Genomic DNA, 25453 nt, shown 5'->3' with positions numbered 1-25453 from the left:
GTCCAAAGACTAATTTTATACGTTAACGGCGATTTCAATTCTTTGCTGAGTTATTTACAAGTAAATCAATTACTCATTAAACCTTGCCTGAACTATTTTGCCTAGTCTAGTTATCTTTCTTGCTTCACATACTGGCGTCTCGACTGATGGCAGGAGTACAGATGCATTATGGGGATCCACATGCACGTTTAAAAGTTTGAAAACGGTATATCTTGATTAATAGTTAATTTGATCTTCATATATTTTGATATTCAAACTATAATTCAGGCAACACGTTTTTTATCATTGATAGCGATGGACATGGAGTAGGAATAACACAATGAAATCAACTACAGCCGAGCAAGCGACAGAGCATCAAGCTACTGCCCACCGCCAAGGGCACTCACTCGCCCAGTGGCAACACTCCCATGAGTTTTCGAGCCAGAACCGCGATGGCGAAAAGAACACGCGTTATGTACTGTATTTAACTGTGATCACTATGGTGGCTGAAATTGCTGCCGGAACCATTTACGGTTCTATGGCACTGCTCGCCGACGGTTGGCATATGGGAACCCATGCCGCGGCCTTTATGATCACGTTATTCGCCTATTCCTATGCCCGTAAACACGCTAACGATCCTGCTTTTGCTTTCGGTACAGGCAAAGTGAGTGTGCTTGGCGGTTATACCAGCGCAATAGCGCTAGGACTTGTAGCACTGGTGATGTTGATTGAATCGGGAATGCGACTGATTAGTCCCGAGCAAATTCATTTCAACGAAGCTATTTTTGTGGCCGTTATTGGTTTAAGCGTCAATGTGCTGAGTGTATTTTTACTTAAAGATCATCATACCCACGACCATGGGCACGGTCACGGACACGGACATAGTCACGCTCATGACCATCAAGATGATCATAAAGACGAACATGCCCATACAGCGCATTCACATGATGCGGATCCGCACCATGACTCACATGCACACGATGAAAGTCATCATGATCACAGCCATTGCCAACATAAACAGGATCACCAACATGCTGCAGAGCATGAGCATGAGCATGAGCATGAGCATGAGCATGAGCATGAGCACAAGAGCCAGAAGGCCCACGGTGGCCATGATCACAACCTACGTGCGGCCTATTTTCACGTACTGGCTGATGCGTTAACGTCAGTGCTCGCCATCGCTGCTTTGTTGTTTGGTAAATACATGGGACTGACTTGGCTCGACCCGATTATGGGTATAGTGGGTGCTGTGATTATCAGCCGTTGGTCTTGGGGACTCATTCAGCAAACCAGCCCTATTTTGCTGGACGGCGGCGTTAAAGCATCATTACAGCGTAAAGTCACGCAAACCATTGAAGCTGTAACAGATCATCAAGTGGCCGATTTACATCTTTGGCGAGTGAGCGCCGATCACCATGCTATTATGGTATCCATCGTGTCCCATTCACCGAAAGATGTCAGTTATTTTAATCAGTTACTGTCACAATTTCCTGAATTGGCCCATATCACCATTGAACTCCATACTTGTCGTCAGCGCGAGTGTATGGCTAAGGAAGCCTAAATGACTGTTGAACATCATCCCTCATCAAACCTGCATGCAAGTGAGGCACATTTGCCTGCTGCACAATCAACAGCTGGACATTCAACGGCTGCGCATTCAACAGATCATGCATTAAATCATGTAATTATTGAATTTTATGAAAAGCTGTCGTCATGGGAACACGCCATTGTGCGCGACAAAGGGTTTAGTCTATCGCAGGTGCACACCATTGAGTTACTCGGCGTGCACGGCGCCATGCGGATGAAGGAATTGGCGGATAAAATTGGCGTCACAACCGGCACATTAACAGTTCAAATCGATAAAATGGTAGAGGCACAGTGGGTTGTGCGTCGTCCCCATGAAACCGATCGCCGGTCGATTCTGGTGGAGTTAACCGATAAGGGGCAAGCCTTGTTCCTCGAACATGATGCTTTGCATCTACAACTCACCACAGATCTCACCGCAAAAATGAGCAGTGAAGAGCGAATCGTACTGCTCAATTTGTTGTCTCGTATGAATAACGAGTTTTAATTTACCCTATTTCATCCACTAAAAAGCGTCCTTCTCGGACGCTTTTTTATAGCACGTCATTTTTAAAAACGCGATTCATTCTAGATTAATCATCTGCTATTACAGTACCTTACCTTTTGTTACATTCTTGTTGGATTAATAGTTGAACTGGATATTAATTAAGGTAATGTAAGGGCAGATCTCAAGATGGACTTTGTTTAAAAGGAATAGAATGAATAATAAATTACTGCCTTGGTGCATTGCAGGAGTGCTCGGTATGAGCGGTCAACTTCACGCAGAAGAAGATAAATACATTTGGTTAGAAGATGTTGAAGGCGCAAAGCCGATGGAATGGGTGAAAACCCAAAATGCTGCATCTGCCGCCGAAATTAAAGCGTTTAAAGGTTTTGATACCTTAGTGGCGAACAGTCTCGCCATCCTGAACGATAAAGAACGCATTCCCTACGCGACCCACATTGGCGACAAGTTATACAACTTTTGGAAGGATGATACCCATGTGCGCGGTATTTACCGCCGCACTACCATGGAAGAATATGCTAAACCCGATCCCAAATGGGAAACCGTGCTTGATATCGATGCCCTAGGTAAAGCTGAATCCGTCAATTGGGTATTTAAGGATATTAGCTGTCAGTATCCCGAAAATGAGCGCTGTTTTGTCTCATTGTCTCGCGGCGGTGCTGATGCGGTGGAAGTGCGTGAATTTAATCTCAACACTAAATCCTTTGTTGCTGCCAAAGATAAACCATTCTTTTTAAAAGAAGCCAAATCGAGTCTGAGCTGGATAGATAAAGATCACGCCTTTGTCGGTACAGATTTTGGTGATGGTCAAAGCATGACGGACTCTGGATATCCACGGGGCGTTAAACTGTGGCAACGCGGCACGCCACTCGAGCAAGCTAAGCCTGTTTTTACTGGCGATAAGGCTTCAGTTGCAGTTTCTGGCTGGGTGTTATTTGATGATAAAACGCCGCTGAGTTTAGTCACCGAAGCGCATACTTTTTATACCGCCAGCCAATATGTGTACCAAGACGGTAAACTTATTGGATTGCCTTTACCGCAAGATGCTGAGATTAAAGGTTATTTCAAAGGTAAGTTATTCATTGAGTTAAAGAGCGATTTAACCAATCAAGACGGTAACTTTAAGCAAGGCGCGGTCGTGTATGCCGATGTGGCGGATCTTATCGCTCAAAAAGCCAAGTTCAGTTTATTTGTAAGCCCGACTCAAACCGCATCGATAGCGCAGCTCAGTTTTAGTAAGAGTGCAATTTTCGTTAATTGGCTCGATAACGTTAAAAGCAAATTAGTGCGTTATGAGCAAGACGAAAAGGGCGCTTGGCAGAGCACCCAAGTCCCATTCGAAGCGAATGGCGCCTTGACTGTAATGGATGTTGAGCAAGACAGTGATGATTTCTTTGTGAATTACACCAGTTTTCTTGAACCTTCAACTCTCTACACTGTGAATGCTAAAACCCTAAATCCGCAGAAAATTAAAGGTATGCCGCAACAGTTTGCGGCGGACAAGTTTAAAACCGAGCAATACTTTGCGACGTCTAAAGATGGCACTAAAGTGCCGTACTTTGTGGTGATGGCTAAGGATCTTAAGTTAGATGGCACTAATCCCACGCTACTTTACGGTTACGGCGGGTTTGAAGTGTCGCTGCGTCCATCTTATTCGGCCACCATTGGTAAGAATTGGTTAGAGCAGGGCGGCGTCTATGTGTTATCCAACATTCGTGGCGGTGGCGAATACGGCCCAGCTTGGCATCAAGCGGCGTTAAAACAAAATCGTCATAAAGCCTATGAGGATTTTGAAGCCATTGCTGAAGATTTGATTGCCCGTAAAATCACTTCCAGCAAACATTTAGGTATCCAAGGTGGCAGCAATGGTGGCCTGTTAATGGGCGCGGCATTTACCCGCAGACCGGATCTTTATAATGCTGTCGTGTGCCAAGTACCTCTGCTTGATATGTTTAGATTCAATAAGTTATTAGCGGGTGCTAGCTGGATGGGCGAATACGGTAACCCTGATATTCCAGAGGAATGGGCGTACATTAAAACCTACTCGCCTTATCATAATCTGCATAAAGACGTGCATTATCCCAAGGTCTTTTTCACCACTTCTACCCGTGACGACAGGGTTCACCCAGGTCACGCCCGTAAGATGGTCGCTAAGATGAAAGACATGGGAATTGATGTCTTGTACTACGAAAATATCGAAGGTGGCCACGCCGGCGCTGCAGATAATAATCAAGCTGCGGAACTTAATTCAATGGCGTTTGCCTACTTACTACAGCAATTACGATAATCACCGCTGGGTTAACATAAGTTGTTAACAAGTTGGTGACAAAGCCGAGCAATGCCCTAATAGGTTGGGGAGCAAAAAACGGTCGAACTGATTGAGGTTCGGCCGTTTTTTTAACTTTGTTTTTTAATTGTTAACATTAACCACAGATAATTTGAGCCATTGCCGAGAGCTTGCTACTATGGCGAAAAAATTTGACTGTTACAGCCTAAGATTACCTTAAGAATTGTAAGTTAGTCTCGGCATACAACTAATTTGAGTGAGAGCTATCAGTGCTAGCAAGATTTAAGACTCTATCGGTGAATCGTTTCACTTTTATCACGGCGTTGTTTTACGTTTGTATTTTCAATATTCCACTATTCGATATCATTAAAAAAGGCATCGAAAAGCAACCTGATGTCGATCCAATCTTCATCGCCACTATGCCGTTGTTTTTAACTTTTGCCCTTAGTTTTGTGTTTTCCTTATTTACGGTGAAGTACCTCGTTAAGCCATTTTTTATCATACTGACCTTATTGTCATCGAGTGTGTTTTTCGCTGCTTATCAATACAATGTCGTCTTCGATTACGGCATGATAGAAAACACCTTTCAGACCAATCATGCTGAAGCGCTGATGTATGTGAATTTCGCATCAATAATCAATATGTTAATCACAGGGATTTTACCCGCGTACCTTATTTATAAGGCCGATATTCAATACCAGCCATTCTTCAAAGAGTTACTGCATAAAGTACTGTTTATGCTGACGATGTTGGCGGGACTGGCTATTATTGCTTTCTTCTATTTCCAAGATTACGCCGCTTTTGGCCGTAACAACGATGAACTAAAACGCTATATAGTGCCGACGTATTTTATTGGTGCGGCGTCTAAGTACATTAATGTGCATTACTTACAAACACCGATGGAATATCAGCAGCTTGGCCTCGATGCTAAGAATGTCAGTACTAACCCTAATGGTAAACCTAACTTGCTAGTGCTTGTGGTTGGTGAAACCGCGCGTTCGATGAATTATCAGTATTATGGCTATGACAAGCCGACCAACACTCATACCCAAGATCAAGGTTTGATTATCTTTAAAGATACCCATTCATGTGGCACGGCAACCGCAGTCTCCCTGCCTTGTATGTTTTCACGCATGGGACGTGAAGATTATGATTCTCGCCGCGCCTATGCCCAAGATACTGCGGTTGATGTGTTGAACCATGGCGGAATTAAAGTGCAGTGGTTTGACAATGACTCTGGTTGTAAAGGCGTGTGCGATCAAGTTGAAAACATTACGATTGATTTGAATAGCGATCCTGAGTTGTGTACTGGCCAATATTGTTTTGACCAAGTGTTACTCAACAAATTAGATGAAACCTTGGCCACTGCAGAACGTAAAGATACCGTGATTGTGTTGCATGTGATTGGTAGCCATGGACCAACGTATTTCTTACGTTATCCACCTGAGCACCGTAAGTTCACACCGGATTGTCAGCGTAGCGATATTCAAAACTGTAGCCAAGATGAACTGATTAACACCTACGACAACACCATTTTATATACTGACTACATCATCAGCGAAGTAGTGAAAAAGTTACAAAATCAGCAAGATAAATTTGATCCAGCCATGTTGTATTTGAGCGATCACGGCGAGTCGTTAGGTGAGAAGGGCATGTATTTACATGGCGCACCTTACAGCATTGCCCCAATCGAACAGACGAGTATTCCTATGCTTGCTTGGGTATCTGAAGATTTCAGTAAAGATAACCACTTAGACATGGCCTGTTTAGCTGAGCACGCGGCGAAGGGCGGTTTCTCCCACGACAATTTATTCGACAGTCTTTTAGGCCTAATGAATGTCAAGACCGAGGTATATCAGCCTAAGTTAGATATCTTTGCCAGTTGCCGAGGTTAATCAACCCATTAACTCATCAATATTGAGTCGTGAGCATTATCGTGCGACTCAATCTTATCGTGCGACTCAATCTTATCTGGTGACTCAATGCTATCTTGTGACTCAATGTTATCTTATGACTAAGTCTGATCTACTGACCGCAAGTTATTGAGTGATACCTCGTTAGTTTGGTGTCGTCAATTCAAGTTCTAACTTAAAAGAGGATGGTGGCATCCTCTTTTCTTTTGTCGCCTATCATAATAATTGATTTCCCCCATATCCAAATTGAAGCACTTGAGTTAACTTAATGCATACAAAAACATAACAAATCTATGGTTCGCGATTTATGCCTTCTACTGCAGAAAATAAAGAGCTTGATTCTGCCGCGCAAATTTTGCGTTTGGCCGTACCGCAAATGTCTGCCCTCGATATACCAGTCACACCTGAAAACTACACTGTTTGGTATGAATATTTTGCAGGGACAAATCTCGATTTAAACCGTGCGATTGATGGCTTTCTGGCAAATTCAGTTTCTTTTACTAAGGAGGTCAATACCAGTCTGTATAAGAACTTTATTCAAGAGCAGTCACCTGAAGTGATTGAAAATGTGCAGATTGAAACGCAAATCCTGATCAATAGTTTGTTAAGTAAAATTAGCCAGTTGAGTCAAGGCACCGCAGCGTTTTCAGGTTCATTAGCTGAGTTTGGTTTGCGCCTACAGACAAATCCCGACATTAATACTTTAAATGAGCTGGTTGATGGTGTGGTCGATGAAATGCAGATGCTGCTCATCAACAACCGTGAGATGGAGCAAAGCCTGTGCACCATGGGCCAAGAAGTGCAAAATCTTAAATCGGAAATGGAAAACCTGAGCCTGGCGGCGATGACGGACCAATTAACCTCGCTGCACAATCGTCGTGCCTATGAACTGAGTATTCAAGATCAAATCTACCTTTCCCAAGATCATCAAACCCGTTGCAGCCTTTTACTGATCGATATCGATAACTTTAAAGCCTTTAACGACACTTATGGCCATTTAACCGGCGATAAAGTGTTAGCCTATGTCGCATTAGCCTTAAAACAATGTGTGCGAGGGGATGACTTTGTGGCGCGCTATGGCGGCGAAGAATTTGTGGTGGTGTTGCCTAACACTCATTTTCACGATGCATTACAAGTGGCTGAAAATCTTCGGGAACGTATCTCTGAGCGCCGCTTAACTATAGGAAAAGACAAAAAACTTTCCCTTGGCGCCATTACTGTTTCGATTGGTCTGGCTTCATTGCAGCAAGGCGACGATGCCGAAACTCTATTTAGTCGCGCCGATAAGGCCCTGTATCAAGCCAAGTCCGAAGGCCGTAACTGCGTCAGGGGATAAAATAGATAGGGTATAAATAGAGAGGTGACTTTCGTCTGAGTTTTGCTGGTTCAGTTACCATAAACAGCTTTATTTTGCTGCGTTTATTCAGCCAACGGTGCACGGCCTTGGCTCATTACCAATACTCTTCTTAAGCATCTGACATTTTAAGTGATTAATCGATAAGAGTCAGTTGCATAAAAATTGAACTTTGAGGTTGTACTGTGGATTCCTGCAGCTGTGATAATAAAACGCCGCAAATCATTGCGGCGTTTTTGTTAGTCAGGATAAGGCTATTTATCAGTGGGCGGCTTTAAATCCATATGCATTTTGATCAAATGCTCCTCCATATCGAAGGTCACCTTAAAACCAAGACTCTTGGCAAGGCTAGCCATATTGCGATTCTCGAACATGGTAAAGCCGGTGAGCACGGGCGTATCATTGGCTTGATAATACTTAATCAGTTTTTCGAGCAACAATTTACCTAAACCTATACCTTGATGATCGCCGCGCACAGCCATGGCAAATTCGGCCTCAGTATTGTCGGGGTCGATGGACGCCCGTACTGCACCTAAGGTGATGTCATCGCCATCAGGACCTTTGGCGGTGGCGATAAAAGCCATCTCACGGGCGTAATCGATTTGGGTTAATACCGCCATTTCTTCATGGGTCATTTTAGAGCGCACCCCGAAATAGCGTTTGTATCTGTCTTCATCGGAGAGCGAATTATCAAAAGCCAAATGCTTGGGTTCATCTTCGGGCAGAATCGGCCTTAGCATTACCTTAAGGCCATTTTTAAGCTCGGCGAATTCTTCTAATTCCTTCGGATAGGGCATGATGGCCATCCGCGATGAACTGTCGGCATTGGCATCATGCAAACGGATATTCACATCGAGCAGAGTGATGTTTTCACCCGCGGCCAGTACTGGGTTTAAATCTAACGAGGCGATTTCAGGGCAATCGATAATAATATGGGATATTTGCGTTAACATCACGCACAGGGCATTCATGTCTAGACCCAGTGGTAAATGTCTGTCCTTTAACTTATGGGTCTTTAACGCTTGGATCACCATATAACGCGCCAGTGCCATATTCAGGGGAGGCAGGGCAACGGCAGCATCATTGGTGGGGTCCCATTCTGAGCCACCTTCACCCAAACAAATCGCTGGACCAAAGACGGGATCGCTTATCACGGCCACGCGGATTTCCTGAGCGCCAGCGGTCAATGCCATTTTTTGCACTATCATACCTTCGATAATGGCTTCAGGATTGGCCTGATGCACCCTTTGGGTAATGGCACTCGCGGCGTGGCGGATATCTTCGGCTGAAGTTAAATTGAGCATCACCCCATGCACATCGGACTTATGCAAGATGTTCGGGGATTGCACTTTTAGCGCTAAGGGATAGCCCGCTTCATTCGCAATGGCCACCGCTTCATCGGCATCTTTCACAAACCAAGTGTCTATAGTGTTCAGCCCATAGGCGCGCAAAATAGGGCTGGCCTCATGGGTTTCGAGTACTGATTTTCCTTTCGCTTGAGCCGCTTGCAATAATTTACGCGCCGTGTGGCTATCTGTCGGAATATTGTCGGGGATCGATTGCGGTACTTCTTGCAGCAGTTTTTGGTTACGGCGGTATTCAACCATATGCATAAAGGCACCCACGGCGCCTTCGGGCGTACGATAGGTGGATATGCCGCCCTTAGTGAAGCGTTTTCGTGCCTGATAGGCAGAGTCTTCGCCGCTCCAGTTGGTCAAAATATTAAGGCGATTCTTTTTCGGATGCGCATGGATCACGCTAATCAAGGCATCGGCGATTTCAACGCTTTCACCGAGCGCCGAAGGGGAGTGCAATACCAAAATGGCATCCAGCTCATTGGAATCCATCAAGATAGTCAAGGCTTTAGCATATCGCGACGCGTTTGCATCACCAATGATATCGATAGGGTTTTGCCTTGACCAAGTATTAGGTAACACGGCTTCTAATTTGGCTATGGTGTCATCTGATAACTCAGCCAATTTACCGCCGCGCATAATGAGTTCATCTACCGCTAACACTGCGGGGCCGCCACCATTACTAATTATGCCTAAGCGTTCACCTTGCAGGGGATTGGAATGCGCAAGGCTTTCAACCGCGGCAAACAGTTCAATTAAGTCGTTAACCCGCAGCATACCGGCGCGGCGAAACGCCGCTTCATACACTGCATCGTTACCGCCAACACCGCCCGTATGCAATTTTGCGGCGCGGGCACCTTCGGCGCTACGGCCCGATTTAATCACTAGAATTGGTTTATTGCGTGAAGCGGCTCGAGCGGCCGAGAGGAAATGGCGCTTCTCATTCACCGAGTCGATATAAAGCATGATGGCGCTGGTACGGCTATCGCGGCCAAGGTAATCGAGCAGTTCGTCAAAGTTAATGTCGGTGGCATCACCGAGGGAGATAAAGGAGGAAAAGCCAATACCTTTGTTATTGGCCCAATCGAGTACCGTTGTACAAATGGCGGCCGATTGAGACACAAAGGCTATTTTGCCCGGTAGGGCGCTGGCGTGGGCTAAGCTGGCGTTTAATCCCAATGGGGGTAATAGCATTCCTAAGCTATTTGGCCCCAGAATGCGCATCCCGTAACGCTTAGCATTTTGCATGGCAAGGTCGAGCAGGCTCACGCCATCTTCGTTAAATTCCTGCGCCATTCCCGCTGCCATAATAATGGCCACCTTACAGCCAAATTGCGCCAGAGTTTCAACAATCGCGGGTACACGGCAAGCGCGGGTACAAATAACCGCTAAATCGGGTTTGATGGGAAGAGCTTCAATATTGGGATAGGCGAGCACGCCCATTACAGCCCGATATTTTGGGGTGACGGGCATGATAGGACCCGAAAAACCACTGGAGAGCAGGTTTTTCATCAGCACATTACCCGCACGCTTTTCGGTATTCGAAGCGCCGATAATGGCTACGGAAGTCGGTTTAAATAAGGAGTGTAATGTACGTTGACTCATAAGCGATTCCATCCCAATCAATGACGCTTCCAGTGTAACCTAGGGTATGAGTACTGCCCAGTTTAAGTTTCGGGTTCGATTAAGGTAAGTTTATTAGCAAATCATGAATTTACAGTCATTTACTGAGAATCTGAGCCCAATTCTGTGGACTTATCCTGTGATAACTGCATTTTCCGCATTGCGACACGTAACAATGTGAAAAATTTCACTTTCATGTTTGAAAATTGCTCAGTACCAAACTACTTTTTAATCACTGTACAATTATTGTGAAATCCATATGACATACAAGGATGGGGTCGTTGCGTTACTTGCGGCAGGCGTTGGATATTTACTGGGTTTAATCACTTTATTGGCTATCGGGCCGATTATATCCGTGTTGATTATGTTGCTTTGGCAATTTTATCAGCACCAGCAAAAGCTATCAGTTCAACAGCACGATGATAAGTCCTCAAACACCCAACTTGCCGCCGACTGGCAAGCCCACATCAGTCTGTATCAAGAAACGATCACCACACTCAACAGTTGTGAATCTAACATTGACAGCGTACTTGCGGTGCAGGGCGATGCAGTCAATTTACTGGGCGAGTCGTTCGATGGTTTAGGGCGATTAATGACGGAGCAAACAGGCTTCATTTCAGCGCTTGTCCAAAGCACTGATGATGCAGAGCTATTCCATTCAGACCAAATGAAACAATTCGCCAATAATACCTCTCTGACCTTAGAGCGCTTTATCCAATCCACCATTGAAATGTCGGCATCTACTATGGAGTTGTTGGAAAAAGTCAATCTCATCTATGAGTCTATGCCCCAAGCAATGAAAGCCTTACAGGATATAGACCAGATTTCTTCCCAGACCAATTTACTCGCCTTAAATGCGGCCATTGAAGCGGCGCGGGCGGGTGATGCAGGCAGGGGATTTGCGGTGGTGGCCGATGAGGTGCGGGCTTTATCTACCCGCAGTGCTGGTTTTAGTGAAGGTATTCAAAAGCAGCTTAAATCGATTCAAGTTCAGATAGAGCAATTAACCGTACACGTGAGTAAAGTTGCCGCACAAGATATGACCTATATTATTGATGCAAAAAAGGATATTGATACTGCACTAAGGCAGATTATCGTCAAAGCAGAGAAGGATTCTCAAGTGATTGCACGCATAGATTAATCGGCACATGAACTCGAACAAGCTATCTCAGATACGATCCGTGGCTTGCAGTTCAGTGATATCACCTCCCAAAGCCTGATTTACACCAATCAATCCCTACATCACTTAAAAGAATCGCTCAATCACATCACCAACATGTCGCAACAGGAATTTGGCATACAAGGTGATGGCATCACGACACAAATGAGTCGTCGGCGTCAGGAGACGCACAATCCGGTATCGAGGGACCAAATTACCTGTGGTGAAATTGAACTCTTTTAATTAGGGATAACACAATGTCAAATATTAAAGTGATTTCATTGCCAGAGCGCTTTGACTTTTATTACCACAAGAAATTCACCAGTGATTATCAAGATATTTTAACGCTTCCAGAGGTTAACCATATTATTTTAGATTTTAGTCGAGTGCTTTATTTGGATAGTTCCGCTTTAGGCATGATGGTACTGCTGCATCGTAAGGCGCAGGAGTTACATATTTCTACGTCTGTTAAAGGTGCACATGGTCAGGCGAATGAAATCCTTAGTATTGCCAATATGCAGAAAATCTACATCATAGAGTAACACTCATTATGGTATCGCTTACTCAGCCGGAACATTTTATTTTAGTTATCGATGATGACGCTATTGCGAGTCAAAGGATCAGTGACTTTATTCATAGCAAAGGTTACAACGTTATTGTTTGTAGTGATCTAGAAGAAGGTTTATTTGAAATAACGCAAAATACGGTTGATTTAATTCTGATTAACTATTGGTTAAAGGATGGTACCGCACTGGCGTTACTGGATAAGTTGAATAAGGATAAAAAAGAAACACCTGTTATCGTCATGAGCGAGACAAAAGAAAATCAATCCGTGTTAGCCTGTTTTAGAATGGGGTTTTGGATTTTGTTGTTAAACCGATAAATGTTGAAATATTTTGGTACAAGGTTGAATGTTTACTTACCCGAGTGCAACTTCAGCATAAAGTAGAGCATCAAAGAATTGAACTTGAAAAAATGCTTTATGAAAAGACCAGAGAAGAACACATGGCCCGGCATTTGTTTGAGCACTTAGTCAATATTGATAACACGGACTTTGATTTTGTGAAGACCTACTGTCAAGCAAGTGCCAATTTTAGTGGTGATATTATCCTTAATGGTATGGCCCCCAATGGCAATTTCTTCCTAATTCTAGCCGACTCTACAGGTCATGGCCTGAGTGCGGCCATGCCCATTATGCGTGTCGCGAGCACATTTAGGGCTATGGTTTCAAAGGGTTTTTCTTTAATTACACTGATCTACGAGTTGAATACCAAGGTTCACCGTGAAAATCCAGAAGACAGATTTGTTGCCTGTATTATTTTGGAAGCCGATTTTAATCGTAATAAATTACACATTTGGAATGGTGGTATGCCTCCTCTGTATATTCAGTCCAATGAGTGCGACAACTTATCCCATAACGCGATTGAACAATTTAAATCAACCAATATGGCGCTGGGCATATTGCCGCCACACACTTTTATTGCTGATGTTTTCACCGTTGATTTACCGCTTAATGGCCATGCCTGTCTTTTTAGTGACGGTTTAATTGAGCAATATACCCATGAAGAACGCCCATTTGGTATCGATAAATTAAAAGCGTTGTTTATTAATTTGTCCGGTGGGCTTACCCATTATTTGAATGAAAATATGCATGAGTACTGCTCTGCTGAAAATATTGCAGATGATATTACGATTTGCACTTTAGATTTCGAGAAACTAAGCCGTTGGCATCAAAGCAGAGACGTCAGCCGAGTGCAATCTATTATGGATGGTGAGTTCTGCTGGGATGTCAGTATTGCAGGGCCTATGTTACTCAGCGCTGATTATTTAAGTTCATTGAATCAGTTTCTCAGCATATTGGGATTTGCGACTAATTTCTGTCAACGGGTTTTTACTGTTGTCGCAGAGTTATTTAGCAACGCTATTGATCATGGTGTACTAAAATTAGATTCTCGGCTAAAAAACGATCCAGAAGGCTTTGAATTGTACCATAGTATTAGGGACAGTTTTGCTGACAGACTTACATTAAATGATTGGGTGAAAGTGAGTATTATCTGGTGCTCATCGCAAAATGAGTTACATATAAGTGTGAGTGACAGTGGGAAGGGTTTTGCGGGTGATGAAAACATCATTGCAGACATTCCTCAATTGTCTGGTCGTGGTTTATCACTGGTGAAAACATTATCTAAGACCTACGAATTAGTACCGCCAGGGAATATAACTAAAGTCATAATGGAATAGCGCATGAGTAAAAGAATATTAATTGTTGATGATTCCGCAGCAATTCGACAAATGGTCGAAGCGACCCTTAAATCGGCTAATTATCAAGTGGTACTGGCCAAAGATGGTCGAGAAGCCCTCGATATCTGTAATGGGCAGAGATTTGACTTCATTCTGACAGACCAAAACATGCCTCGAATGGATGGGCTGACCTTAATTAAATCCTTACGTGCTATGTCGGCATTTATGCGTACGCCGATCATTATGCTCACCACGGAAGCGGGCGATGACATGAAAGCCCAAGGGAAAGCCGCGGGTGCGACGGGATGGATGGTAAAACCCTTTGATCCTCAAAAGTTGTTGGCTATTACGGCTAAAGTGCTGGGTTAACTGCAACGGGGTGCGCTATGTCCATCAATATGGCCGAGTTCCATCAGGTCTTTTTTGAAGAAAGTCATGAACATCTTGAAAATATGGAACAATTGCTATTGGCATTGGACCTTGCTTCTCCCGATCCTGAAGAACTGAACACTATTTTCCGTGCTGCACATTCTATAAAAGGCGGCAGTGGTATTTTTGGTTTTACCGCATTAACCAGTGTCACCCATGTGATGGAAAACCTGCTGGATAAAACGCGCAAGGGTAACTTCCAATTAACGTCATCTATTATCGATTTACTGCTGAGTACTGTGGACACGTTATCCCATATCTTGAGCTTGTACCGCGAAGAAGAGCAGATTGATTGGCAGGAGGTCGAATACAGTAAAAGCCAGTTGGTTGCAGCGTTAAATGGTGAGCCTTTTAGTTCATCAGTTGCGATACGTAATGGTACAGACGCCGCTAGCACTCCCATCATAAATGCAACACTGACCGCACCAGTGGAGGCAGAAGATCTGGGTTTTGGATTTTTTGAAGATGAAATGGCACGTGATATTGCCATCGAAGGTGAAGACTTTGGATTTTTTGATGAGGCTTATCAAGCGGAAGACATCAGCGCTGACAGTGTGGCAAATAATAAAGAGTGTAATGCTGAGCTGTGTGATGTGACAATTGACGATGATGAGTTAGGTTTTGGTTTTTTTGAAGCATTAACGCCAGAATCCTTCGCCAATGAAATCGAGTTATTAAGTTCGAAATCGCTAGTGCAGAAGGTTTATAAGCCAGCGACCACTCGAGCACATCAAGCCAAGGAAACTGGAAGTAGCCAATCCAAAAACACCCTATTTAAAGCCAAAGCGACTGAGCCCACCGTACTCGTTTCAACCGTGCCCACGAGTCCTTCTGTGAAAGTAAGCTCGCCTGCAATACTGAGTTCAAACGCAACATCAAACTCATCCGTTGCCCCAAAGCCCAATACCACAGAGGTAAAAACAGCAACAAAAAAACCAGCCGCGTCGGCTCAGGATGCCACCTTAAGGGTCGAAACCTCCAAAATAGATACTTTGGTCAATCTCGCGGGCGAGCTGGTGATCACTCAGTCCATGTTGACTCTCATTGGTAACGAGATGACGGGCGATTTAGGTGAGCGACTCAAGACCGCACTCAATGAATTGGAACGTAATACCCGTGAGATGCAAGAAGCTGTGATGTCGGTGCGTATGCTGCCGGTATCTTTTGTGTTTAACCGTTTCAACCGTTTAGTGAGGGACCTTTCTGAGCAACTGGGTAAAAATGTCAATCTCGTGATTGAAGGTGGCAACACAGAAATTGACAAGGGCATGATTGAAAAGCTCGTCGATCCACTGACCCACTTAGTGCGCAATAGTTTAGATCACGGTATCGAAAAACCTGAAAAACGGCTCGCAGCGGGTAAATCCGAAGTGGGTGTGTTATCCCTTAAAGCCAGTCAAAGGGGCGGTAATATCGTTATCGCTGTGCACGATAACGGCGCAGGCTTAAATCGTGAACGCATTATTCAAAAGGCGCGGGAAAATGGTTTGCAAGTGGCTGATAACAGTAGCGACAAGCAAGTCTGGCAATTGATTTTTGCCGCAGGATTTTCAACTGCGGAGGAAGTCACGGATGTGTCTGGCCGTGGTGTCGGTATGGATGTGGTGCGCCGTAATATTGAAGCCTTAGGTGGACGCATTGATATTGAGTCGGTTGAGGGCCAAGGCTCAACCTTTGAAATCCAGTTGCCACTCACGCTCGCCATTGTCGATGGTATGACGGTTTCTGTGGGAAATCAGATTTACATTCTGCCCTTAGTGCACATCATAGAATCTATTCAGCCGCAAACGGAACAACTTAAATTTCTCGCCAAAGAAAGACTCTTAAAAGTACGTGAAGAGTACTTACCTCTGCTCAATCTTTATCAGCTGATGGAAATTTTATCAGCTGATGGAAATTGAGCCCAATGCCCGCTGCCCAGAAGAGGGCATAGTCGTATTGCTCGAAAGCAACCACAAGCGCTTTGGCCTGTGCGTTGATGCCTTAGTTGGCCAGCAGCAAGTGGTGATTAAAAGTCTTGAAAAACATTATCGCAGGATCCCCGGTGTTTCCGGCGCCACCATCATGGGCGATGGCAGCGTCGCGTTGATCCTCGATGTCGAATCGCTCGCATTGCACATTAAAAATTAAGGAAATAGCCATGGAGAGTCGATCAACTATGACCGCCAAAGTGGAATACAACGCCCATGATGAGGTGGAGTTTTTGAGTTTTATGCTCGGTGAAGAGCACTATGCCCTCGACATTATGTCTGTGAAAGAAATCCGCGGCTATGAGTCAGTCACTAAAATCGCCAACGCCCCTAACTTTATAAAAGGCGTGATTAATCTACGCGGTGACATAGTGCCTATAGTGGATTTACGGATGAAATTTGCCGTTGGAGCAGTCACATATAACGAATTCACTATCGTCATTATGCTCAACGTATTCGAGCGTATAGTCGGCATAGTGGTCGATGCCGTCTCCGATGTGATTAAGCTGTCGGCGGAGGAAATCTTACCTGCCCCAGAATTTGGAGTGGCGTTCGATAGCCGCTACCTCAAAGGCTTAGCCACGGTCGAGGATAAGATGATCATTTTAGTAAATATTCAGGCTCTGATCAGCAGTGATGAGCTGGGTCTAATTGATGCAAATAGTCTGACTGATCAGGAGTAACAATAATGAGTATCTTCAAATTTTTTGGCAATGATGAGGCGCGTGAGCAAAGGGATGAAGAGCGTCAGCGCTATTTTCAGCTACTTGATAACAGTGGCAACAGCTTTATGATCGCTGACAGTCAGCGCAATATTATTTATGCGAATAAAGCCGTTGTCCGTTTGCTGCAAGAGGCCGAGGACGATATTCGTAAAGAGTTACCCCAATTTTCGGTCGCTAAACTGCTCGGCAGTAATATTGATATTTTCCACAAAAATCCAGCGCATCAACGCAATCTATTAGAGCGCTTAACTCAGTCCCATACTGCACAAATCACCATTGGCAAGCGTACCTTTAGGTTGATTCTGACGCCAATTATCACGGCTGAAAATAAACACTTAGGCACAGGTGTTGAGTGGATAGATCGCACCGAAAGTATCGAAGCCGAGCGCGCAACTCAACGCATTCTTGAAGCGCTCAATAATACCAGTACCAACGTTATGATAGCCGATGCTAACCGTACGATCATTTATATGAATCGCTCGGTCGAAACTATGCTACGCCATTCTGAAAGTGAGATCCGTCAAGCCTTACCGCACTTTTCCGTGGATAAAATCATCGGTAGTTCGATGGATATCTTCCACCGCAATCCTGCCCACCAAGCAAGTTTACTCGATAAATTAGACCGCAAATATGAATCGCTGATTAAGGTCGCTAGCTGCCATTTCCGTTTAACCGCTAGCCCCATAGTGTCTAAAGAAGGCGAGCGTTTAGGGACTGTGGTTGAATGGCTCGACCGCACTATTGAAGTGCAAACTGAGCAAGAAATTTCCCGCATTGTGACCGCAGCAGCAGCGGGAGATTTCTCCCAAAGGGCGGACACAGACGGCAAACAGGGCTTCTTCCTGATGCTGGCGAACAACTTAAATTCGCTAATTGAAACCTCGGACCGTGGGCTACAAGATGTGGCGCGCGTGCTAATGGCGCTCGCGGATGGCGATCTCACCACCCGCATTTATAACGACTATGAAGGCACCTTTAATGATTTGAAAAATTATTCAAATCAAACGGCTGAAAAGCTATCCTTCATGATCCAAGATATCCAGCAAGCGGCAGATACTATCAATACCGCCTCGGCAGAAATAGCCCAAGGCAACGCCGATTTATCCAGCCGCACCGAAGAGCAAGCTTCGAGCCTAGAGCAAACCTCGGCCAGCATGGAGGAGCTCACAGGTACAGTGAAACTCAATGCAGATAACGCCAGTCAAGCCAATGCCTTAGCCTCCAAAGCTTCGGAAGTCGCGGTGGACGGTGGTGAGCTTATCCAGCAAGTGGTGCAGACCATGGCATCGATTAATGAATCGGCGCGTAAGATTGCCGACATCATTGGTGTTATCGATGGTATTGCATTCCAAACCAATATCTTAGCGCTTAATGCCGCGGTAGAAGCCGCGCGGGCAGGAGAACAAGGGCGCGGCTTTGCTGTGGTCGCATCAGAAGTGCGCAGCTTAGCCCAACGTTCGGCCAATGCCGCTAAAGATATCAAGGCATTGATTTCAGATTCTGTGTCTAAAATCGAGAGTGGCAACAGCCTTGTCGGTAAGTCCGGCGATACCATGAAGGAAATCGTCATCGCCATTAAACGGGTGAACGACATCATGGCGGAGATAGCTTCAGCCTCTAATGAGCAGGCCATAGGTATCGATGAGATCAGTAAAGCCGTAGTGCAAATGGATGAAATGACGCAGCAAAACGCCGCCTTGGTTGAAGAAGCGGCCGCTGCAGCCGAAAGTATGCAATCCCAAGCACAACAACTGTCGGACAGTGTTGCCAGCTTTCGCGTAGACGATGAGGATGAAGCCCCAAGGCACAGTAACGCGCGATTAGCAGCGCCTAAAGCGAAAGCGGTGAAACCCCTTAAGCAGCTACAACCTGTAGCAAGAGCAAGGGCTACAGATAAACCTAAAACTAATGCGATGAAGCCCATAAAGCAAGATCAAGATGAATGGGAAGAATTTTAATTGAGCGAAAATAAACCATTGGATCGAGAGTTTGCCTATACATCGGTGCATTTTAATACCGCAAGGACGACGCTATATCGCTTAGCGGGGATCAAGCTCGCCGATAGCAAGGATGCTATGGTGTATAGCCGTTTAGTGCGGCGGATCAGGACATTGAAATTAGCCGGATTTTCGGCTTATTTTGAGCACCTGTTAAGTCATGAAAACGAGCATCAAGAATTTATTAATGCGTTAACCACTAATCAAACGGCTTTTTTCAGGGAACCGCATCACTTTGAGGTGTTAAAACAGTATTTAATCGATAACCCTGATACGCGCAGGATCTGGTGTGCTGCCAGTAGCACAGGGGAAGAACCTTACTCAATAGCCATTGTCGTCGCTGAACATTTCAACAGTTTTAAAACGCCTATCGAGATCATTGCCTCCGATATCGACAGCGGGGTGCTTAAAAAGGCTGAAATGGGCATTTATCCCTTAGACAGGATCGATACTGTCAGCGATATCCGTAAGAAACGGTTTTTTCACCGCGGACGCGGAGCACAGTTGGGGAATGTGCGCGTGGTGCCTGAATTAAAACAAATGATCAAATTTATTCGCATCAATTTACTCGATTCATTTTGGTCGTTAAAAACGCCAATCGATGTGATTTTTTGCCGAAATGTAATGATTTATTTCGATAAAGAAACCCAGGAAGTCATTTTAAAACACATGATGAACTCCCTCAGCGAGGATGGGCTTTATATTGCGGGGCATTCTGAAAATTTCAACATGTTCCCGCAAATTATCACTGCCGTAGGCCAAACAACCTATCGGCCAGTGAAGGGGCTCATGAGTGCTAAAACCTAATATCGAATATGCCATTTCAGAGCCTAATCGCTATCATGACCACCATTTTGGTTGCGATGCAGTGAAGATCTTGCCAGGCGAGTATTTTGCCACCCGTGAAGATACCATGATAGTGACAGTGTTAGGCTCCTGTGTGTCCGTGTGTTTGTATGATCCTAAGCTCAAAATCGGCGGAATGAATCATTTCTTATTGCCAAGCGATAACAGCAATTGCACAGGGGTGCTTGCCGACTCAGCCCGTTACGGTGTGTATGCGATGGAGTTATTAATCAACGACTTGCTCAAGCTTGGCGCGCAGCGTAATTCACTCGAAGCTAAGGTGTTTGGGGGCGGCAACATGTTGCGTAGTTTTACTGTACACAATATTGGTGAGCGTAATGCGGAGTTTGTGATTGAATACCTCAATCTTGAAAATATCCCTATCATTGCGGCCGATTTACTCGATGTGTATCCACGTAAGGTGTATTTCTTTCCCCATACGGGCAAAGTGAAAGTGCGCAAAATTAAGACCATGCACAACAGCACCATTCTTGACCGGGAAAGTGAATACCGCTTACGGGTTCGTAATCTCCCCACGGGCGGCGACGTTGAACTATTTGGTGATTAAGTTATGACGATCAAAGTACTCGTTGTTGATGATTCAGCGCTGATGCGCAGCCTACTGGGTAAAATGATTGAGGCTGACCCTGAGTTGTCTCTGGTTGGGCTTGCTGCCGATGCCTATGAGGCCAAGGATCTGGTGAATCAATTTCGCCCCGATGTGATTACCTTAGACATTGAAATGCCCAAAGTAGACGGTTTAACATTTTTGGACCGCTTGATGAAAGCCAGACCTACAGCTGTAGTGATGATTTCATCGTTAACCGAGCAGGGCGCGGATGCGACCTTTAATGCCTTGGCCTTAGGCGCGGTGGATTTTATCCCTAAACCGAAATTAGACTCGCCCCAAGGTATCCATGATTATCAGGATTTGATTTTAGATAAGATCAAATCCGCCGCGAAAGCCAAACTCATCAAGCCGCAGAAATTTGTTGAGCCAGTACGGCCAGTGTCGAGTAAGCGGCCGGTATTAGCCAATACAACCCTGACTCAGCATTTAGTCGCGATAGGCGCATCTACTGGCGGCACCGAAGCCATTTTGTATGTATTACAGCACTTACCTGCGGCTATGCCACCGATAGTGATCACCCAACATATGCCAGCGGGTTTTACCCGCACTTTTGCCGAACGCTTAAATCGATTGTCGCGGATCACAGTCAAAGAAGCCGAGCACGGTGAGCGACTTTTGCCCAGTTATGCCTATGTTGCCCCTGGCGATCATCATCTTGAGATCATCAAAGTGGGTGGCAGTTATAAAGTCAAATTAACCCAAGATGAAAAGGTCAGTGGCCACAGACCTTCGGTCGATGTGATGTTTACGGCCTTGGCCCAATGCGCCGCGCCTAATATCAGCGCGATGATTTTAACCGGTATGGGCAAAGATGGCGCAGAAGGCATGGTGGCACTGCATCAAAAAGGTGTCACCACTTTTGCCCAAGATGAACAAAGTTGTGTGGTATTTGGTATGCCACGAGAAGCGATAAAATGCCGTGCGGTAGATTATGTGGTGGAGTTATCGCAGATGCCGAACAAACTTATCAACCACTTAAACTCACTGTGATGGCGACATTGAATGGTCTTCAACATTAACCATCAATCTGGCGGTGAGCCAGATAATAAGACATGACGGCTTGACTGATACCGTGGCTGGGTTAATTGAGTCAATCCTACTCACTTGGTGAAACCACTAATTGATTTCGGCCTAATCGTTTCGCTTCGTACAAGTGTTTATCCGCCAGTAATAAGCAATCTTGAAACTCTTCACATTCGTCCGAGAACACTAAGCCGCCGCTGAGCGTCACTTTAAACTCGACGCCACCTTCGACAAATACAATATGGCTAAAGCTCTCGCGGATCGCATTTAACTTAGCAATGGCTAGTGGCTTTTGCATATCTGGCAGCACTAGCATAAATTCCTCGCCACCGTAGCGACCGGTAAAGTCCGTTTGCCGTAAGGATTGTTGTAACAGATGGGCAAAGGCCAGCAACACCTTGTCACCACCAGCATGGCCATAGGTGTCGTTAACCTTCTTAAAGTGATCTAAATCGAACATAGCAATACACACTTGAGAGTTAATTCGTTTAGCCACGTTATAGCAACGTCTCGCGGCAACCAGAATTTGGGTATGGTTTAACAGCCCTGTTAGGCTGTCGCGGCTTGCCGAACTGCGAATATCATGGCCACGCTGGGCGCGAGAAATCACCTGGGCGACAAATAAGCTCGGCGCAGTTTGCTTCGAAATCAAGTCATCTGATCCCGCTTGTATGATGCTGACTTTATTCTGCATAGTATCGTCAGAACTCAACACTAGGATGGGGCTAGAGGTGTATTTATCCAGTTGGCGGATCATCTTTGCCAGCTCAAGCCCGTTGACCTCAGGCATGTATAAATCGAAGATGAACAGATCGGGTTCAAACTGTTCAAGGGCGGGTAACACTTGCTCGGCACTCGACAAGCCTTTCACCATTAAACCGTGACTGCGTAATAGGCTTGAAAAATAATCCACCATAGATTGTTGGTCATCCACCAGTAATACCTTCAAAGGCTGTTTCTCTGACATCTTGAGAGATTGATGAATTTTGCGCACCAATAAGGTGGTTTCAGCGGGTTTGACAAAATATTCGCTGACATTGGCGCGAATGGCCAATAGCCGCATGTCAAAATCCCCCCGCGACGATAAAACAAACACTCGAGTATTGTTTTTCTCAAACTCAGTAGCAGCTTCGAACAAGGCTTCTTCAGTCCAATCGGGTAGAATTAAATCTAATAAAATTAGATCGAAGGGCGATTCATTTTGCACTACCAGAAAACTCGTGAAATCCAAAAAGTGCTGCACACTAAAACCGAATTCCCGCAGCTGTTTAGTGATCATAACTCCCACGTTATTATCGTCTTCTATGATGGCAATATGGTGTTCATGGCGCGCCTTTGATGGTTTATAAGGGCTTTGCTGCATTTGCGCCTCCACTACTGGAGCCGACGGTTGACCGCGCCTATTGTTTTGTAACAATTGATGGAAGAGGGTATCTAAGCTTTTAATGGTAGGCAGTTCGGGGGCGGGGGCATTGAGCAAGCCCTTAAGCTGCAACTCGAGTTTATCGACTATGTGTTTGGTATCCGACAACCCAAAGGTTTCGCTCGATCCTTTTAAGTTATGCACCTCGCGATAAACGGCGGACAACATGTGTGCGTCCCAATTTTTCCGCAATGAAATCCACAAGGTAATGATTTGCTTCTTTTTATCCGGAAGCGCATGTAAAAACTGTCGTCTAAGCTGCTCTAACGAATCTTCAAAACTCATAGGCGATAGATATCCTAAATGATTGAGCCATAGGCTTTCATCCCGATGTCGTCACAGCCCGAGACGATGAAACCCTTTTACACTGATACTAAAATTGACTCTGTTCTCCACAGAAGGATGCAACAGATTCAATCAATTGCGCGTATTTTCTCTCTGACTAATAGAGTGTAAACCACTGCAAAAAAAACGACGGAGAAATGTAGAGATGTCGCTTCCCTAAATAGACTTCCTTTTTAAATCGCCAATATTCGCGTTGTGACATAAAACGGCAAAACGTAAAATATTTTATGTAAAACAGCAGGATAATGATGACGTGTATTTTGTATCAAAAGCGATTGTGATAAGTTAGCCTCATTAAAAACAATCACTTGTTGCAAAAGGATCGTTGTCAGTGAGCATAGCATTTTATAATGACCACGCCGAAATACTCGCGGCACAGTATTTGTCTAAAACCTTTGAAGAAGTGCATTCAAGTTGGTTACATCATCTTTTACCTCTACTCGCCAAAAATACACTGTCGATATTGGATGTTGGAGCCGGTTCTGGGCGGGATGTGCATTACTTAGCCCAAAGGGCACAGGGCAGAGAAACGCAAATTATAGCAATCGAACCTGCTATTACTTTAGCGAAAATGGGGCAGGTGTTAACCCGAGATTTGCCCGTGAGCTGGATTGAGGATAGTTTACCTCAGTTGCAAAAAGTGGTTGGCCTAGCGCAACAGTTTGATCTGATTTTACTCAGCGCTGTGTGGATGCATTTATCACCCTCTGAGCGCCCACTTGCACTGGCAACACTCTCACGTTTACTCAATTTGACGGGACTTTTAGTCATCAGTTTGCGCCATGGTCCAAGCCCCGATGCGCGCGTTATGCACCCCGTTAGTGCTGATGAACTGCTCACATTGGCTGCAGATTGTCAGCTACAACTTTTAGATTCGAGCCAAGATGAGACTGACAAACTCGGTCGCACACAAGTGCATTGGCAGACGCTAGTTTTTATATCCAAACTGATGCCAAGCGTAAATGCACCTGAAGCAAGCGTTATTATTCAGGAGCGACTGAATGCCGATTGATGCGAGAAAACAAGTTGAATTTATTAGCTATTTACAACGTCTGTTAGTGGAAGGTGATTTCGTTGCAACATACAAATTTGCCTTACTGCATGCGATCGCAGATGTCTGCATCGAACGGCCATTAATACTTAATGCCGATCCTGAACAGAGAACCGCCATCAGTATTGATGAGCTGGTAGAAAAGTTTATTGAACTCTATTGGCAACACTCTTTACCTTTTGGTGCCGTTAATGCGCATTTTGTTCTACTTCAAAATAATGGAAAGCAATCAGCCTTAATCAACAGTTTGATTGAGCTACGTAATCAAGGCGTTAACAGTTTATCCCAGTTAAAAGCGCATCTTAGTTATCCAGCTTTATTGCGTAAAACACGCGCTACCTTTAAAGAGGGTCCGTTATGGCGCTTACAAATTTTGTCCCGAAGCGCAGATTGTTTTCTTTATCCCCATGATAAAACGAAAAATTACATTGAGTTAAATCCGGGCATAGCATTTTGCTTCAGGCGATTTCACGATTTAGTGGTGTCATTGGCTCGTACTCAATGGGTGCAGAAAGTCGCCGAGTTTCCCGCAAATCAGGTCGTTATTGGCAATAAAGGCAATTTAAGCGAGTTTCTATTTGGCAGTGACCGACAAACGATCACTCACGCCAGACCTTTACTACTTGATATCCAAAAAGGCCAATGCTTCTATTGCCATAAGTCATTAAAAGAAACTGGTGAAGTGGATCACTTTATTCCTTGGACACGATATCCTAATGATTTAGGCCATAATTTTGTCCTCGCTCATAGCAGTTGCAATAACAATAAACGCGATCATCTTGCCGCTCAGCACCATAAAGATAACTGGTATGAGCAAAATATTATCCAGCACGGCCAAGCGTTGCACTCTGAACTCAGCCGATATTTCGTCTGTGAGAGTGATCGCTCCGAAGCCATCACCACTTGGGCCTATCAGCTTGCAGGACAAAATCGCTCGCCTCTATGGCTCGATAAAAAGACCTTTGTGCCTTTTAACGCGACAGATAATGACTTATCGAGCACAGCAATTTAGA

18 protein-coding genes and 2 pseudogenes are annotated in these 25453 nt (G+C 44.9%); 18 read left to right on the top strand and 2 right to left on the bottom strand.

Translation table 11 applies throughout. The annotated features are described in order from the left end of the window. Positions 1-319 precede the first annotated feature (319 nt). The 5 genes from dmeF to K5Q99_RS10890 all read left to right on the top strand — a co-directional run bounded on the left by dmeF (position 320) and on the right by K5Q99_RS10890 (position 7604). The gene (gene dmeF / locus K5Q99_RS10910) at positions 320-1540 is read left to right on the top strand and encodes a CDF family Co(II)/Ni(II) efflux transporter DmeF (protein ID WP_220776881.1); all 1221 of its coding nucleotides are present in this window, start codon (positions 320-322) and stop codon (positions 1538-1540) included. Further along, positions 1541-2050, top strand: a complete 510-nt coding sequence (locus K5Q99_RS10905; protein WP_220776880.1) for a MarR family winged helix-turn-helix transcriptional regulator — start codon at positions 1541-1543, stop codon at positions 2048-2050. Positions 2051-2261: 211 nt separating this feature from the next. Next, complete coding sequence (locus tag K5Q99_RS10900) at positions 2262-4355, top strand: prolyl oligopeptidase family serine peptidase (protein ID WP_220776879.1); 2094 nt, start codon at positions 2262-2264, stop codon at positions 4353-4355. Between the two features lie 269 nt (positions 4356-4624). Then, the gene (locus K5Q99_RS10895; RefSeq protein ID WP_220776878.1) at positions 4625-6250 is read left to right on the top strand and encodes a phosphoethanolamine transferase; all 1626 of its coding nucleotides are present in this window, start codon (positions 4625-4627) and stop codon (positions 6248-6250) included. A 325-nt stretch (positions 6251-6575) separates the two neighbouring features. After that, complete coding sequence (locus K5Q99_RS10890; protein WP_063882908.1) at positions 6576-7604, top strand: GGDEF domain-containing protein; 1029 nt, start codon at positions 6576-6578, stop codon at positions 7602-7604. A 272-nt stretch (positions 7605-7876) separates the two neighbouring features. Here the strand turns inward: K5Q99_RS10890 and K5Q99_RS10885 are convergent, their stop codons facing one another. Then, the gene (locus K5Q99_RS10885; protein WP_220776877.1) at positions 7877-10582 is read right to left on the bottom strand and encodes an acetate--CoA ligase family protein; all 2706 of its coding nucleotides are present in this window, start codon (positions 10580-10582) and stop codon (positions 7877-7879) included. Between the two features lie 277 nt (positions 10583-10859). On the opposite strand from K5Q99_RS10885, the pseudogene K5Q99_RS10880 reads away from it, so the two are divergent. From K5Q99_RS10880 to K5Q99_RS10835, 11 genes and pseudogenes are all read left to right on the top strand, one after another. Further along, positions 10860-12002: pseudogene (locus K5Q99_RS10880) on the top strand (methyl-accepting chemotaxis protein). Positions 12003-12016: 14 nt separating this feature from the next. Continuing rightward, the gene (locus tag K5Q99_RS10875) at positions 12017-12301 is read left to right on the top strand and encodes an STAS domain-containing protein (RefSeq protein ID WP_028759900.1); all 285 of its coding nucleotides are present in this window, start codon (positions 12017-12019) and stop codon (positions 12299-12301) included. Positions 12302-12309: 8 nt separating this feature from the next. Continuing rightward, a pseudogene (locus K5Q99_RS10870) lies at positions 12310-14000 on the top strand (SpoIIE family protein phosphatase). Positions 14001-14003: 3 nt separating this feature from the next. After that, entirely contained in the window at positions 14004-14369 is a 366-nt protein-coding gene (locus K5Q99_RS10865) for a response regulator (protein WP_028759902.1), read from the top strand. Between the two features lie 17 nt (positions 14370-14386). Continuing rightward, on the top strand, positions 14387-16330 hold the full coding sequence (locus K5Q99_RS10860; protein WP_373317052.1) for a chemotaxis protein CheA: 1944 nt from the start codon (positions 14387-14389) through the stop codon (positions 16328-16330). Continuing rightward, positions 16320-16559: a chemotaxis protein CheW gene (locus tag K5Q99_RS22880; RefSeq protein WP_373317051.1), complete on the top strand. Its 240-nt coding sequence runs from the start codon at positions 16320-16322 to the stop codon at positions 16557-16559. Before K5Q99_RS10860 ends, K5Q99_RS22880 begins: the two co-directional genes overlap by 11 nt. 10 nt (positions 16560-16569) lie before the next feature. Beyond that, complete coding sequence (locus K5Q99_RS10855) at positions 16570-17082, top strand: chemotaxis protein CheW (RefSeq protein ID WP_006081686.1); 513 nt, start codon at positions 16570-16572, stop codon at positions 17080-17082. A 5-nt stretch (positions 17083-17087) separates the two neighbouring features. Then, complete coding sequence (locus K5Q99_RS10850) at positions 17088-19082, top strand: methyl-accepting chemotaxis protein (protein ID WP_220776876.1); 1995 nt, start codon at positions 17088-17090, stop codon at positions 19080-19082. Beyond that, complete coding sequence (locus K5Q99_RS10845) at positions 19083-19928, top strand: CheR family methyltransferase (RefSeq protein ID WP_012089259.1); 846 nt, start codon at positions 19083-19085, stop codon at positions 19926-19928. It abuts the gene before it with no gap. After that, positions 19915-20535, top strand: coding sequence for a chemoreceptor glutamine deamidase CheD (gene cheD / locus K5Q99_RS10840; protein ID WP_012089258.1), 621 nt, complete (start codon positions 19915-19917; stop codon positions 20533-20535). Before K5Q99_RS10845 ends, cheD begins: the two co-directional genes overlap by 14 nt. Before the next feature lie 3 nt (positions 20536-20538). Next, positions 20539-21588, top strand: coding sequence for a protein-glutamate methylesterase/protein-glutamine glutaminase (locus tag K5Q99_RS10835; protein WP_220776875.1), 1050 nt, complete (start codon positions 20539-20541; stop codon positions 21586-21588). Between the two features lie 106 nt (positions 21589-21694). Here the strand turns inward: K5Q99_RS10835 and K5Q99_RS10830 are convergent, their stop codons facing one another. Continuing rightward, positions 21695-23329: a diguanylate cyclase gene (locus tag K5Q99_RS10830; protein ID WP_220776874.1), complete on the bottom strand. Its 1635-nt coding sequence runs from the start codon at positions 23327-23329 to the stop codon at positions 21695-21697. A 391-nt stretch (positions 23330-23720) separates the two neighbouring features. On the opposite strand from K5Q99_RS10830, the gene K5Q99_RS10825 reads away from it, so the two are divergent. Further along, entirely contained in the window at positions 23721-24401 is a 681-nt protein-coding gene (locus tag K5Q99_RS10825) for a class I SAM-dependent methyltransferase (protein WP_220776873.1), read from the top strand. Beyond that, complete coding sequence (locus K5Q99_RS10820; RefSeq protein WP_220776872.1) at positions 24391-25452, top strand: HNH endonuclease; 1062 nt, start codon at positions 24391-24393, stop codon at positions 25450-25452. Before K5Q99_RS10825 ends, K5Q99_RS10820 begins: the two co-directional genes overlap by 11 nt. Position 25453: the final 1 nt, after the last annotated feature.

The sequence above is a fragment of the Shewanella hafniensis genome (assembly GCF_019655335.1).
Lineage (GTDB): Bacteria > Pseudomonadota > Gammaproteobacteria > Enterobacterales > Shewanellaceae > Shewanella > Shewanella hafniensis.
The sequence above is the reverse complement of the archived record's forward strand: the minus strand, read 5'-3'. Positions and strand labels throughout refer to the sequence as shown.

Coding starts and splice junctions, on each gene's coding strand:
- dmeF (WP_220776881.1), top strand. CDS start 320: ATGAAATCAACTACAGCCGAGCAAGCGACAGAGCATCAAGCTACTGCC.
- K5Q99_RS10905 (WP_220776880.1), top strand. CDS start 1,541: ATGACTGTTGAACATCATCCCTCATCAAACCTGCATGCAAGTGAGGCA.
- K5Q99_RS10900 (WP_220776879.1), top strand. CDS start 2,262: ATGAATAATAAATTACTGCCTTGGTGCATTGCAGGAGTGCTCGGTATG.
- K5Q99_RS10890 (WP_063882908.1), top strand. CDS start 6,576: ATGCCTTCTACTGCAGAAAATAAAGAGCTTGATTCTGCCGCGCAAATT.
- K5Q99_RS10885 (WP_220776877.1), bottom strand. CDS start 10,582: ATGAGTCAACGTACATTACACTCCTTATTTAAACCGACTTCCGTAGCC.
- K5Q99_RS10875 (WP_028759900.1), top strand. CDS start 12,017: ATGTCAAATATTAAAGTGATTTCATTGCCAGAGCGCTTTGACTTTTAT.
- K5Q99_RS10865 (WP_028759902.1), top strand. CDS start 14,004: ATGAGTAAAAGAATATTAATTGTTGATGATTCCGCAGCAATTCGACAA.
- K5Q99_RS10860 (WP_373317052.1), top strand. CDS start 14,387: ATGTCCATCAATATGGCCGAGTTCCATCAGGTCTTTTTTGAAGAAAGT.
- K5Q99_RS22880 (WP_373317051.1), top strand. CDS start 16,320: ATGGAAATTGAGCCCAATGCCCGCTGCCCAGAAGAGGGCATAGTCGTA.
- K5Q99_RS10855 (WP_006081686.1), top strand. CDS start 16,570: ATGGAGAGTCGATCAACTATGACCGCCAAAGTGGAATACAACGCCCAT.
- K5Q99_RS10850 (WP_220776876.1), top strand. CDS start 17,088: ATGAGTATCTTCAAATTTTTTGGCAATGATGAGGCGCGTGAGCAAAGG.
- K5Q99_RS10835 (WP_220776875.1), top strand. CDS start 20,539: ATGACGATCAAAGTACTCGTTGTTGATGATTCAGCGCTGATGCGCAGC.
- K5Q99_RS10830 (WP_220776874.1), bottom strand. CDS start 23,329: ATGAGTTTTGAAGATTCGTTAGAGCAGCTTAGACGACAGTTTTTACAT.
- K5Q99_RS10820 (WP_220776872.1), top strand. CDS start 24,391: ATGCCGATTGATGCGAGAAAACAAGTTGAATTTATTAGCTATTTACAA.